This is a genomic window from Desulfitobacterium sp. (assembly GCF_035539115.1).
In the GTDB taxonomy this organism is placed as follows: Bacteria; Bacillota; Desulfitobacteriia; order Desulfitobacteriales; family Desulfitobacteriaceae; genus Desulfitobacterium_A.
In genome coordinates this window covers 60,815-74,404 of the sequence record NZ_DATLJA010000043.1, presented here as the reverse complement: position 1 = coordinate 74,404, position 13,590 = coordinate 60,815, and the positions used below count along the sequence as shown (strand labels likewise).

13 protein-coding genes and 3 tRNA genes are annotated in these 13,590 nt (G+C 45.2%); all 16 read right to left on the bottom strand.

All coding sequences use genetic code 11. From position 1 onward, the window contains the following. Positions 1 to 16: 16 nt before the first annotated feature. On the bottom strand, positions 17 to 2,002 hold the full coding sequence (locus VM640_RS08465; RefSeq protein ID WP_325391197.1) for a molybdopterin-containing oxidoreductase family protein: 1,986 nt from the start codon (positions 2,000 to 2,002) through the stop codon (positions 17 to 19). Positions 2,003 to 2,077: 75 nt separating this feature from the next. Further along, the gene (gene scfB / locus VM640_RS08460) at positions 2,078 to 3,550 is read right to left on the bottom strand and encodes a thioether cross-link-forming SCIFF peptide maturase (protein WP_325391195.1); all 1,473 of its coding nucleotides are present in this window, start codon (positions 3,548 to 3,550) and stop codon (positions 2,078 to 2,080) included. 95 nt (positions 3,551 to 3,645) lie between these two features. After that, positions 3,646 to 3,786 carry a six-cysteine ranthipeptide SCIFF gene (gene scfA, locus VM640_RS08455; protein WP_006716734.1) on the bottom strand — a complete coding sequence of 47 codons (141 nt, stop codon included), beginning with the start codon at positions 3,784 to 3,786 and terminating at the stop codon, positions 3,646 to 3,648. Positions 3,787 to 3,932: 146 nt separating this feature from the next. After that, positions 3,933 to 4,008: transfer RNA gene (locus VM640_RS08450), tRNA-Phe, on the bottom strand. 13 nt (positions 4,009 to 4,021) lie between these two features. Beyond that, positions 4,022 to 4,097: transfer RNA gene (locus VM640_RS08445), tRNA-Glu, on the bottom strand. A gap of 4 nt (positions 4,098 to 4,101) precedes the next feature. Further along, a tRNA-Lys gene (locus tag VM640_RS08440) sits at positions 4,102 to 4,177 on the bottom strand. A gap of 346 nt (positions 4,178 to 4,523) precedes the next feature. Next, a complete protein-coding gene (locus VM640_RS08435; protein ID WP_325391190.1) occupies positions 4,524 to 5,807 on the bottom strand; it encodes an adenylosuccinate synthase in 1,284 nt (427 codons plus the stop codon). A 47-nt stretch (positions 5,808 to 5,854) separates the two neighbouring features. Beyond that, the gene (gene purB, locus VM640_RS08430; protein ID WP_475394579.1) at positions 5,855 to 7,156 is read right to left on the bottom strand and encodes an adenylosuccinate lyase; all 1,302 of its coding nucleotides are present in this window, start codon (positions 7,154 to 7,156) and stop codon (positions 5,855 to 5,857) included. Between the two features lie 234 nt (positions 7,157 to 7,390). Next, positions 7,391 to 8,719 carry a replicative DNA helicase gene (gene dnaB, locus VM640_RS08425; protein ID WP_325391186.1) on the bottom strand — a complete coding sequence of 443 codons (1,329 nt, stop codon included), beginning with the start codon at positions 8,717 to 8,719 and terminating at the stop codon, positions 7,391 to 7,393. Between the two features lie 13 nt (positions 8,720 to 8,732). Beyond that, a complete protein-coding gene (gene lonC, locus VM640_RS08420; RefSeq protein ID WP_325391184.1) occupies positions 8,733 to 10,631 on the bottom strand; it encodes a Lon family ATP-dependent protease in 1,899 nt (632 codons plus the stop codon). Positions 10,632 to 10,662: 31 nt separating this feature from the next. Then, complete coding sequence (gene rplI / locus VM640_RS08415) at positions 10,663 to 11,115, bottom strand: 50S ribosomal protein L9 (RefSeq protein WP_325391182.1); 453 nt, start codon at positions 11,113 to 11,115, stop codon at positions 10,663 to 10,665. 16 nt (positions 11,116 to 11,131) lie between these two features. Beyond that, complete coding sequence (locus tag VM640_RS08410) at positions 11,132 to 12,076, bottom strand: DUF2232 domain-containing protein (RefSeq protein WP_325391180.1); 945 nt, start codon at positions 12,074 to 12,076, stop codon at positions 11,132 to 11,134. A gap of 14 nt (positions 12,077 to 12,090) precedes the next feature. Then, positions 12,091 to 12,393 (bottom strand): MazG-like family protein, encoded by a 303-nt coding sequence (locus VM640_RS08405; RefSeq protein ID WP_325391178.1) that lies wholly within the window; start codon positions 12,391 to 12,393, stop codon positions 12,091 to 12,093. 152 nt (positions 12,394 to 12,545) lie between these two features. After that, positions 12,546 to 12,776: a 30S ribosomal protein S18 gene (rpsR, locus tag VM640_RS08400; RefSeq protein WP_325391176.1), complete on the bottom strand. Its 231-nt coding sequence runs from the start codon at positions 12,774 to 12,776 to the stop codon at positions 12,546 to 12,548. A gap of 22 nt (positions 12,777 to 12,798) precedes the next feature. Further along, complete coding sequence (locus VM640_RS08395) at positions 12,799 to 13,212, bottom strand: single-stranded DNA-binding protein (protein WP_325391174.1); 414 nt, start codon at positions 13,210 to 13,212, stop codon at positions 12,799 to 12,801. Between the two features lie 17 nt (positions 13,213 to 13,229). Then, positions 13,230 to 13,517 carry a 30S ribosomal protein S6 gene (gene rpsF / locus VM640_RS08390; RefSeq protein ID WP_325391172.1) on the bottom strand — a complete coding sequence of 96 codons (288 nt, stop codon included), beginning with the start codon at positions 13,515 to 13,517 and terminating at the stop codon, positions 13,230 to 13,232. Between the last annotated feature and the right edge of the window lie 73 nt (positions 13,518 to 13,590).

Below are 13,590 nucleotides of genomic sequence, written 5' to 3'. Positions count from 1 at the left end.
AACATCTCAAGTTTATTTAGTCCACAAGCCATTTGCGGATTTGACAACCGACCTCATAGTACGAAGTCGATTTGCCGAGATCTGAGCACTGGCCTTGAATCATTTGATTTACCCCTAAACCGCTATTCGTACTCCCTTCAGGAATCACAACGGTTTGTGGATGAATGTCCTCGGAAACATAAACTCGAGCCAAGAGCTGACCATATTGCGTTTCCACGAGGGCCTGGTCACCCGGGAAAAGATAGAACTTCGCCGCTAAATCTGGGTGGATAAGCATCTGGAATCCCTCATCCGCTTGGAACTGAGAATGAATGGCCTGTTGGGGATGCGGAGTCAGCAAATGATAGGGATAGTCTACTGAAAGAGTCGTATTCTTCCCAGCCTGCCGAATCCGAGGCGAAGCGACTCGTTCCCCTGCTTCCTTCAGTGCCAAATCCGAAGCCAATTCAATTTTCCCACTTGGGGTTGCAAAGTTTAAATTCTCCCAGGCTACCTTCGGAATATAGGGAGCTCGCACAGGACCTTGACGCAAGGATTCCAGGGTAATCCCGTATTCACGCAAGGGGGAGATAATCTCCCTAATCCATTCAGCCGGAGTCAAGCGGAATTCCTGCCCAATACCTAGACGCTCAGCTAATTCACTAAAGATCATGGGTTCAGGTTTAGCCTCACCTTGAGGCGGAACAATCTCTTCGGTAACTTGAAGCATCGGACTCCAGGAAGTCGCAATCAAATCTTCTTCTTCAAATATTGTCGTCACAGGCAACACTAAATCGGATTGGCGTGCCGTCTCCGACATAACCAGGTCCAAAGTTACTTTAAAAGGAATCCTGCTCCAGACCTCCTTCCAGAGAAGGGAATTCGGTTGTTGAAGCAAGGGGTTGGAACGAGTCACCACCGCCATTTGAATCGGGGGCTCGGCTTTTTGGATACTCTCCGCGAAAAATGGATGAGGAAATCTTCGTACACGATACCGCTCCTCAGGCAAAGTAACCGTATTGAGCTGCCCCTTGTGATACTGATGAGCGTAATAAACCCCTGCACCCGGCTTCCCAATATTTCCGGTCAGTGCTGCTAACGCATTAATCGCACGTAGCGTATTCCCACCTTGGACATAACGCTGTAAGCCATAGCCTGGGATAAAACTCACCGGGCCTGAATGACTAATCCAACGAGCCAACTCCTCCAGTTTTTCCACGTTTATCCCGGTTATCTCTGCTACTTGCGCAGGCTCATATTCCTTAACCTTAAGCGCAAACTCTTCGAAGCCGTGAACGTAATTCCGCACAAAGTCCCAATCAAGCCAGCCCTCACGCAGAATTATATGCGCAAGTCCTAAGGCCAAAACCCCATCGCTACCTGGATTAACGCGGAGATATTCTTGAGCCAAGTCAGCACTTTTCACCCGGGTCGGATTAATCACCAGGAGATGCGCACCCTCTTGCTTGGCCGCCAACAAATGCGGAACAAGATGGATATTGGTAACGGCAGGATCCCTACCCCAAAGGATTATGGCTTTGGCATGGACGAGCTCTGTCCAGTCATTCTCATACACTCCGCCAAAATCAATCTCTTGAGCTCGATATCCGGCACCCCAGCACATACTACCCTCCGGCTCCGTCATTCCCCCAAGAGCCTGAAAGAAACGCTGATCCAAAGCTCGTAATGCCCCACTGTGAGCATAATCATAATGGTGAAGAATTCCTAAGGGACCCGTCTGATCCAGAGTCTCCTGGATCTTTTGCGCCAAAAGTTCATAAGCCTCATCCCAAGAGATTCTTTGGAAATTACCTTTATGCTTATCCTTGAGCAAGGGAAACTTTAGGCGATCCGGCGAGAAAACCAGCTTAGCTAAGGCTTGCCCCTTCGAGCAGATAAAACCCTGAGTCACTGGATTCTCTTTTTCCCCCCTGACTTGCAGTCCCTGTTCTTCCGAATAATTTATCAGAAAGGCACAACTATCTGGACAATTCAACGGACAAGCCGATCGCTTGAGTGCCATATTTTATCCTCTCCGCTCTGCGTTTAGTTTTTCTAATGACCCTTAAGACAGTGATGACCCTTTTAACGCCCTAACTCATTTCGTTGCCGAATCTTTTTCATAGCTAGAGTTTAAACTTTTCTCTTTGATTTGCAAATAAAGCGCGACTTCTAAGCGCTTCCTTTGGAATTCGCAGCCTAAAGTATACACTTCATCTAGTTTACCGCTAAAGGCATGGTTTGCCGCGTGGCAGCCCCCACTACAGGAATACCTTGCCCAGCAATCTCGGCAAGACGCTTTCTTATAAATATGAGCATTTCGGAAAGCTTGAATTAAATGGGGATTCAGTTCTATTGGCTCATCCCAAAGAGAACCCATCTTAAACTCCTCTTGCCCCACAAATTGATGGCAGGGGTAAAGATCTCCCTCCGGAGAGATGGCGACATATTCATGACCCGCTCCACAGCCAGATATCCGTTTAGGCAAACATGGGCCTTGTTCCAGCGCAACGTTAAAATGGAAAAAGCTAAATTCTTCACCTTTCATTTTGCGTGCTAAAAGATCCTCCCCAAGGCGATCATAACTTTTCAGGATCTTAGGTAAATCAGCCTTTTGAAAAGCATAGGATTCATCCGGCTTGGCCACAACTGGTTCGAGCGAGATCTGTTTGATTCCTAATTCAAGGAGATGGTCCACATCTTTGTCAAAGTCGAGATTAAAATGGGTATAGGTTCCCCGAGCGTAGTAATACGTTCCGACAGCGTGTGGCGAAGATTCCGGACGTTTCGCTGCAAACTGCTGGATACGCGGAACGACTTGATCGTAACTTCCCTTTCCATTGGCGTAGGGACGCATCTGGTCCTGAACCTCTGGCCGACCATCGATACTCAGTACGACGCTGATATCCTCTTGCTCCAAAAAGTTCTGGACCTCTTCTGTGAGAAGTACTGCATTGGTCGTTAAGGTAAATTTTATGGTTTTGCCACGTTCTGCTGCCGCCTGCCGACCATAATGAACCAGCTCTAGAACAACTTGAAAATTAAGGAGCGGCTCTCCTCCAAAAAAATCGACTTCACAATGTTTGCGGTGGGCCGATGCATCCAGGACAAAATCGATTCCTTTTTTACCTGTCTCAATATTCATTAAACCCCGGTCACCGCCAAAAGCTCCCGTTCCAGCAAAACAATACTTACACCGCAAATTACAATCATGAGCTACATGCAAGCAGATAGACTTAATAATCGGGCGCTCGGGATAGACCGGATTCCATTCTTCAGCCTCTGGCGAAAAAAGGATGCCCTCTTTCTGAAGTTCTCCAAATTCGCCGAGAACTTCGCGCAGTTCCTCCTCAGAACAATTTTGACCTTCACCCTGAAGCAAAGAGAAAATTTCTTGCACCTTGAGAACTTTCCCATTGCTCTGCAGCTTTTTCATGATTTGCAGAATAGCAAACGTCAGATCATCTAAAACATGGAGTGAGCCGGAATTAATATCATACGCAACATTGATATCCCCTTGGTGATAGGCATGAACATTCTTGGCGATTTTATAGTTGTCTAAATTCAACATGGAATTCCTCTCCTTCGTATACAGAAACAGAACCCGCCTGAATCAGGTGGGTTCTTGATAACCTATGTGCGATTTTCTTTTCAGAAATTAAGTACTTACTTAACACAAACTTGGTTACCTACTGTGCAAGACGTCTTGCATGCGGATTGACAAGAAGATTGGCATTCTCCGCAGCCACCCGTTTTGACCGTCTCACTTAAGTTAGCTTTAACAATCGTTTGGATGTGTTTAGCCATTTAAAACATCCTCCTCTCACACTTCGAAATCCTTTTTGATTATAGCACGTTGACAAGCTGTAACGCAAAACGAATTTAGTCTACACTATCTTCAAAAAATTAAACCTCCGCACCAGCGAAGGTTTAATATACTTAGAGTATTAAAATGGTGCCTCAGGACGGAATCGAACCGCCGACACGAGGATTTTCAGTCCTCTGCTCTACCGACTGAGCTACCGAGGCACGTAAGGATAAATGGTGACCCGTATGGGATTCGAACCCATGTAGCCGCCGTGAAAGGGCGGTGTCTTAAGCCGCTTGACCAACGGGCCATTGTGGTGAGCCATCCGCGACTCGAACGCGGGACACCCTGATTAAAAGTCAGGTGCTCTACCAACTGAGCTAATGGCTCATTACTCGCTCACGAATTAAAATATTACAGCAATCCTCGGATCTTGTCAACTTTTTTATTTACCTAAGACTTCAAATGTAAAGAAAACTTGGCTTGCGCCAAGCCTCTAGCGTAGGCGGAAGCCTTAGTTGCACTTATGCTATCTGCCCAAAACTTATACTTTCTGTTAGTATAAAGAAAACCCGGCTTTTCGCCGAGCTTTGCGATATAGAAGACTTGGTCAGCGCCAAAGCGGTGGCCTTAGTCGCCTTATCCTGCCGAACTTAACCGCATTCATCGTAGGAAAGCGAAAACCGCTGGTTGCACTTAGAGTTTATCTGCCAAAAATTTATACTTTCTGTTAGTATTAAAAAATCTCGCCGCGAACAATCGTTTGCTCTCTACTTGGCCCTACCGCAATCAAGGTTACCTTCGTTACGGTAAGTTCCTCAATCCGGCGTATATAAGCTTGGGCGGCCTCTGGTAGGTCTTCAAAGGTCTGGGCCGAAGTTATATCCTCTTGCCAGCCGGGCATTTCTTCATAAACGGGCTCACACGCTCTGAATACTTTCTGACTTTGGGGAAATTCATCGATAACTTCCCCATTTACCCGATACCCTACACAGAGCTTCACTTTTTCAAGACCAGACAAGACATCAAGTTTCATTAATGCAAAGTCGGAAATTCCACTTACGCGAACCGCATACCGGCCAATGACTGCGTCGAACCACCCACAACGGCGGGCTCGCCCTGTCGTTGTCCCAAATTCATGACCGGCTTCACGTATTTGATCTCCCATCTCATCGAGCAATTCCGTGGGGAACGGTCCCTCCCCAACCCGTGTTGTATAGGCTTTAATCACCCCGACTACCTTATTGATTTGTGTTGGACCGACACCTGCCCCGATACATGCTCCTCCAGCAGTTGGGTGAGAAGAAGTCACAAAAGGATAGGTTCCATGGTCCAAGTCCAGGAGAGTTCCTTGGGCACCCTCAAAGAGAACCCTCTCGCCTGCTTTAATTGCTCTATCAATAGTCAGGGAACTATCCGTGACAAAAGCACGTAGTTTTTCGGCATAGCCCCTATATTCCTGATAAATGCTCTCAAAATCTAAAGGCTTCTTACCATAGAGCTTAACCAAAAAATTATTCTTCTCGGCAAGATTCCGTTTTAATTTGGCAGCAAATTCCTCAGGATCTAGGAGGTCCATCATCCGAATCCCCGTCCGGGCAGTTTTATCCATATAGGCCGGACCAATTCCACGTTTGGTCGTACCAATTTTCTGATCGCCACGCGCTATTTCTTCTAATTCATCAAGTAAACGATGATAAGGCATAATGATATGAGCGTTGCTGCTAATGAATAATTTCCCCATCTTAACCTTACGCTCTGTTAAATAGGCGAGCTCCTCTAAGAGAACTTTCGGATCAACAACAACTCCGTTGCCGATGATACAGATTTTATCCGCATAGAGAATTCCTGATGGAATCAAATGAAGTTTAAATTCTTCGCCCTGGGCAACAACGGTATGACCCGCATTATTACCTCCTTGATAACGAACAACGAGATTCGCCTTTTCGGCGAGAAAGTCCGTAACCTTACCTTTTCCTTCGTCTCCCCACTGCGCACCAAGCAAAACGACTGCTGCCATTTTCATTCCCCCAAATCATATTTACGAACTGATGAATGGACAAGCTCTTAAGCTTTGATCAACCCTAACCGTTTAAATACATCATCAGTATGCTTAAGATGATAGCTCCAATCAGACAAGGTCTCGAGGTCCTCAGGGGTTAAATAGTTCATAACCTCCGGTATTTCCAGGAGGACATGACGCAGTTCCTTCCCCTCTTCCCACGCTTTAAAAGCAGCCTGTTGAACCCAACTGTATGCGTCTTCGCGCATACAACCCTTGTCCACTAAAGCGAGTAACACTCTCTGTGAAGATGTAAACCCATAGGTCTTGAGAAGATTACTTTTCATATTGTCTGCATGAATCTTCAAACCATTAATGATCCAGGTCATTTGCCTCAGCATATGATCCAATAAAATATTACTATCGGGAAGAATAACCCGTTCAACCGAAGAATGCGTCATATCCCGTTCATGCCAGAGCGCAACATTTTCCATAGCTGCTAACGCATTTCCCCGGAGCAAACGTGACATACCAGCTACCTGCTCACTTATAATAGGGTTTCTCTTGTGAGGCATAGCCGAAGAGCCTTTTTGTCCTTTGGCAAACGGTTCCTCAACCTCTAAGATATCCGTCCGTTGCAAGTTGCGAATTTCTGTTGTCATTTTTTCAAGCGTACACCCGATTAAGGCAAGGGTAGTCACGTAATGGGCATGCCGATCCCTCTGTAATATTTGATTACTTACATAAGCTGGCTTTAAGCCCAAATGTTCGCAAACTTCTTCCTCAATCTCGGGAGAAACATTCGCATAGGTTCCGACAGCTCCTGAAATCTTTCCCACCCGGATAGACTCGATCGCCTGTTGCAAACGCTCGCTTTGGCGATCGATTTCAGCGATCCATAAGACTAGTTTCAAACCAAACGTAAGCGGCTCAGCATGAACCCCATGAGTACGACCCACCATAACAACATCTTTGCTCTCCAATGCCCGCTTAACTAGAGCAGACCTCAAATCAGCTAAATCCTTAAGCAAAAGCTCGCCAGAGTCTCTGAGGACAAGGCTCAAAGCCGTATCCTTGACATCCGAAGAGGTTAAGCCCAGATGAAGATACTTTCCAGCTTCCCCAACTTCCTCAACTACGGCTTGCAAGAAAGCGATAAGGTCATGCCGTACAGTCTTCTCGATTTCTGCAATTCGTGTCGGGTTAACTTTAGCCTTTTCACGAATTTCAAGCAATGCCTTAGCAGGAAGCTCCCCACGCTCAGCCATGACCTCGGCTACAGCCAGCTCAACCTCCAACCAACGATCATACTCATAACCTTCGCGCCATAGTTTACCCATTTCTGGATGGGTATAGCGATCTATCAACAAAATACCCCCTAGATCTCTACCAAAAAATTAAGGTTGAATCCGAACAATTTTTTTCCGTTTCAAGTTTCTATTATCCCATAACAAGGATTCCTTCATTCAGGAATTATACACTTCACAAACAGTTTTATATTAACAACCATCGCCCATAATGTCAACGGATTTTTCGAACATTCATCTTGTATACAGTATCTAATATTCGACATTTGATGGAGATTGTTCATCTTTCTATGCCTATATATGTTGGCGATCCAAATTTACAAATTTGGTAAACTCTTTTATATATCCGAGCTCCAGGGCCCCTACCGGACCATTTCGGTGTTTCGCAATAACAATTTCCGCAATTCCTTTTTTCTCAGATTCAGGATTGTAATATTCATCCCGATAGATAAAAGCAATAAGATCCGCATCCGCTTCAATTCCCCCAGATTCCAAAAGATCCGACATCACTGGATGTTTATCCTGGCGTTGTTCAACCCCTCGGTTGAGCTGAGAAAGGGCAATCACTGGTATGCACAGTTCCCGCGCAATCCCTTTAAGCCCTCGGGAAATGGAAGCAACCTCTTGTTGCCGGCTCTCGACGCGACGTCCTAACGACATCAATTGTAGGTAGTCGATGACGATCAGTCCTAAACCTTGTTCCATCTTTAAGCGGCGTGCCTTTGAACGAAGCTCAACTAAGGAAATACCGACCGTATCATCGATATAAATGGGTGCATCAGAGAGTGGACCTACAGCACGTGTGAGTTTAGGCCAATCAGTATCGAGTAAGTCACCTGTTCTGACTCGTTGCTGGTCAACCATGGCTTCAGAACAAAGCATTCTTTGCACAAGCTGTTCCTTAGACATTTCCAAACTGAAAATGGCTACAGGCACTTTACCGCGGACTGCCGCATTTTGAGCCATATTTAAAACCAAAGCAGTTTTACCCATCGAAGGACGCGCCGCAATAATAACCAAGTCCGAAGGTTGCCATCCTGAAGTCATTCTATCCAATTCTGTAAAGAAGGTGGGAACGCCTGTCAGATTTCCCTTGTGCGCATAAAGAGTTTCAATCTTTTCAAACGTATTTAGTAAAATATTGCGGATGGGCTCAAACCCATCTTTGACTTGCCGTTGGGTTAAGTCAAGAATTAACTTCTCTGCTTCTGCTAAGAGGGCTGTCGCTTCTTCCCCAGGTTCATAGCCCTTTTCAGCAATTCGTCCAGCCACGCGTATCAATTGCCGAAGCATAGACTTTTCAGCAACAATCTTAGCGTAAAATTCAGCATTGACTGCCGAAGGCACAGAGCGAGCAATTTGGGAGACAGTAGCGATTCCGCCGACCTGCTCTAACCGCCCGCTTTGACGTAAGACTTCGGCCACAGACACCAAATCAACCGGATCCCCACGTTCAAATAAATCCCGTAGGGCAAGGAAAATCAAACGATGATTATCTCGATAAAAATCCTCAGGCTGTAATATTTCAAAAACGGAACTCCCCGTATCTGGGTCAAGCATCAGGGCCCCAAGCACAGCCTGTTCTGCCTCTAGATTCTGGGGAGGAACTTTGGTGAGTTCCATCTACTTTCTCCTCCTAGCCAATATAATCTAAGGCCTCCTGAATCGTCTCGACAGTTTGCACTTCAATTCCCTGTAATCCCGACGGCACATCTGCCAGATTACCTCTAGGAATTAAAACGGTTCTAACCCCTGCCTGTTTTGCACCAAAAAGCTTTTCGGCGATTCCCCCAACTGGTCGCACTTTTCCCTGGATGGAAATTTCCCCGGTAACCGCAACATCTTGGTGGAGAGGTTTGTTCTTAAGTGCACTATACAGCGCCAAAGTGGTCGCTAACCCCGCTGAAGGGCCATCAATATTACCACCGCCAACCACATTGACATGGACATCGTAATCTCGAAGATCTTCCCCTGTAATCGTGCGCAGCACAGCAGCAGCATTAAAAACCGCATCCCGAGCCATACTACCCGCCGTTTCATTAAAACGGATCGTTCCTTTGCCACTTTGTCCAGGGAAAACGATCGCTTCAATTTCCAGGACAGAACCGACGAATCCGAGGACACCCAAACCTAAAATACGCCCGATTTCTACAGTCTCCTGAGCCTTTTGGGAAACAGGAGGACTCAAACGGGCCGAACGAAGGACCTCATAGACTTCTTCCGGACCAACTTTCGTTTCCTTTTGCTCTGGATGGCGGAAGCGGGCCAACCCATAGGCATCCGTTAAAATACTATTGGCTTTTCGTCCTTCAGTTACATATTCACTGATGATTTGCGGGACAGTTTCCTCGATCTCAGCATCCAATTTTTCGGCAGCTTGTCGGATGATCTGCTGGATATCTTGGGGTTCTAAAGGGCTGAAATAGATTTCGGCGCAGCGCGACCGCAAAGCGGGATTAATTTCTCTTGGGTCGCGTGTTGTTGCTCCAATTAATACGAAATCAGCAGGAGCGCCTTCTTCGAATAATTTTTTAATATAGAGTGGAACCTGCGGGTCAGAAGAATCAAAATAAGATGAATCGAAATAAACCCGTTTGTCCTCTAGAACTTTTAGCAGTTTATTTAAAAGGAGAGAATCCATTTCTCCTATCTCATCAATAAACAAGATTCCGCCATGAGCATCACTTACTAATCCCAACTTCGGCTCAGGAACTCCTGTATCCGCTAATTCCCGTTTCGCGCCTTGATAAATTGGGTCATGGACTGATCCTATCAAAGGATTCGTAACGTCCCGTGGATCCCAACGTAAGGCTGTTCCATCAACTTCAATAAAGGGAGCATTTAGGGAGAATGGTGAATGCGGATGCTGTTTCACGGTTTCCAGAGCGACTCGTGCCGCAGAAGTTTTCCCTACTCCGGGAGGTCCGTAAATTAGGAGATGCTGGGGATAAGATGTTGCCAGCTTAGCCAGTAAAGACTGGAATGCATTTTCTTGACCGATGATCTCCTCCACAGTTTGAGGCCGAAGTACTTCAGTCACAGAATTAGCAAGTTTGATAGTGTTCATTTTTTCGATCTGGGCCAGCTTTTTGAAAGTTTGGGCATTATCTGGACCCGTAGAATCTCTTAGAACCTGATTTTTTATTTCTTTCACATAGTCTTCATGATGTTCTTGAATTTTTTCAGCAACCGCTTTATCCAATTTCTCTTCAACCATGCGTCGAGCTTGAAGTTCTACAAGCTGTTCTTCAATTTCAGCTAAAATCTGCGGTAATTTCTCTGGAGAAGAGATAGGCGGATCAGTTGGATCCTCAAAGACGATTTTTTGTAAAGCTTTGATACGATCCAACTGATTCTCGGATCGCATTAAGCTTAAAGCATCTAGGCGAACGGCCTTAAGCACCAGCTTATCAGACCCATGGATATTCGATAACAAATGATAGTAGGCATCAATCTCAAGTTTCAATTGTTCCCCGCTCGTTTTAGCATCTTGAGTCTTATCCTCTTTCAGCCACTTTGCTAAAAACCCTTTCATCGGGCTCCCCTTTCAACGTTAAGAAAATAAATCAACATTCGATTGCTTTGACTTGGACTTGGAGCTGCGCGGAAACTTCAGGATGAAGTTTGGTCTGAATGGTGTAGGTTCCTAACGCTTTAATTGGTTCCTTGACATCCAATTTACGTTTATCAATTTCGATACCATGCTTACTTTTAAGCGCTTCGGCGATCTCTTTATTAGTTACAGACCCAAAAAGCCGTCCACCTTCTCCAGTTTTCGTATGCACTTCAACCGTGATTGAAGATAATTTTGCAGCTAATGATTGTGCTTCTTCCTTTTCTTTAGCTTTCTTTCTGTCTTCATTCGCCTTTTTAGATGCTAAATCATGCATATTTCCTGGTGTAGCCTCAAGCGCTAACCCTTTAGGGAAAAGAAAATTTCGGGCATAACCATCCGATACTTCACAGACTTTACCTTTATTACCGAGACTTTTCACATCCATTGTGAGAATTACTTTCATGAAAATACCCCCTAATTCACTGGTTATCCTCCGGTATACGGCGGATATTCAAGACTAAATCAAAAAGTCCAAGTAAGATTAAACCGATTATCATTACTTGAAAATAAATAAAACCCGTAACAATTAAAATCCATTTAACAAATCCTGATAAAAGCGGAGAACGTAGATAGTATAGGAAAATAGAGCTTCCTAAGACAAGCGCCAAACATGCATAAATGAACATAAGATTAATCCCAAAGACACGCAATGCAAGATAATTCCATTGATCTCCAACCAAATAACTTGCAATTCCAAGACTCACTCCCCAGATTGCAAACCACGGCAACCTGAAAGAACTAAATAAGGGAAAAGGTTGATCTTCTTGCGGCAGCCAGCGGGCAAAGAAATTGTAAACCACGCTATATTTAATCATTGCCCCTAAGGCGGCTAATCCAGGAACAACTAGAAAGAGATAATGGAAGAATTGTTGTAAATAATTTTGGATATCTGTTTCGCTAATCCCTCGCTGAGTTAAATCTGCCAGCATACCGGATTGTCGGTATTGATCCATCATCGAGCGTATGAGTTCTTGCATAACATCTGAACTCATTCCATTTTGAAGGGTTGGGATAATCGGCAGAATACCTAAGATTCCGGACAAAACTAAGCACCAGAAAAAATTCGATTTTTGTGGCCAAGTATGCTCTGTTCCCCATACCATAAGCAAGCTGACCCATGGTAGGAACCCGATATTGGCCAGTGAAGCCAATCCACCCCCGGCAAGAAGTGCGGCACCATAACCCCAAAATAAGCATAAGGTCGTTAACCTGAAGCCCATACTACGCCCTACCCAGAGAGCTGCTATGAGCAGTGCGACCTCTAGCATCCAACCTCCGATTCCTCTGGAGATCCCCAACCACGGGCCTGCTAAAAGTACAAAGATCGCTAACCCATGAGTCATTTTCTGGTCACTAACGTACATTCAACTGCTCCTATCTATTCTTCGGGGGCAAGATAGCTTAACAAGAGGCTTAAATCCCCCCACTGACTTTCCAACTTCATAGTATCATTATCTTTCCATTCTACCAAACCCTGAATTAAAGTTCGGTCTAGTCTCGTATAATCAAAGCCTAAGCGACGGGTCAGTAAATAACTGATACCGACTATATCCGCTAAACCCTGCATCAATGCCGTATCTGAGCCCTCAATTGCTCCACGCTCAAAAATCCATAAGGATTTTAACAGTTCAACTTTTAATTCATCAATCGCTTTTAGCCCTCTAACTACGTCAACTTCCATCGTGGACGCCCTCCGGTATCTCTAATAATTAATTAAACAGCTGTTTGAGCCGTATCTAGGAAATGTTCGCTGACTTTAGTCTATTTCCTGCAAGGCAAACCCACTTAATAGATAAAGAATATAAAAAAAGGGAGCTCCTGCTCCCTTTTTTGCTAATCTACGATATAAGGCAACAGCGCAATGTGCCGGGCTCTTTTAATCGCAATCGTAACTTGGCGTTGATGCTTTGCACAGTTACCCGAAATACGACGAGGCAATATTTTGCCGCGCTCAGTAACATACTTGCGCAATTTGTGAGTCTCTTTATAATCTAAAGACTCAACTTTATCTACACAGAAACTGCATACCCGTCTTCTTGGACGGCGTCCGCGTTCGCGTTTCATATACGTTCACTCCCCTTCCTGTTTAGAATGGGATATCGTCATCTAAACTCACTTCATGACCATAAGTTCCCACATCGCTGGCATTTCCGACTGTCCCACTCCCTGAGTTCCCATTTTCCTTCGGACTCAAGAACTGGACATTCTCAGCGATTACTTCCGTAACCCACCGACGTTGACCATCTTGGCCCTCATAAGATCGGATTTGAAGACGTCCGTCAGCAGAGGCCAATTTACCTTTAGATAAAAAGTTAGCACACAACTCAGCCAGTTGTCGATAAACGACACACGGGACAAAGTCCGTTTCCCTTTCACCGTTCGAATTCTTAAAATTGCGATCAACGGCTAGAGTGAAGGTTGCCACCGCAACCCCACTCGGGGTATAACGTAACTCGGGGTCTTTCGTTAAACGGCCAATTAAAACGACGCGATTCAACATTCGCAACCCCTCCAATACTACTCTTCTTTTTTCGTGGTTAAGAAACGCACAACATTGTCGGATATCTTCATGACCCGCTCAACTTCTTGTGCCGTACGTCCTTCTCCATTGAAGTTCATCAGGATGTAAAATCCTTCCCGAAGATCATCAATTTCATAAGCTAGACGGCGTTTGCCCCATTTATCTACAACAACATCTGCTCCTCCGTTGTTAATCACAACATCAGAATACTTGTCCACTGTAGCGGCAATAGCCTCATCATCCGTATCAGGACGGATGATGTAAAGTAATTCGTACGCTTTCATAATAGCACCTCCCCTCGGACTAAGCGGCCCCGCATGAACGGGGCAGGGATACATAGTCTTAATAGACTACCGA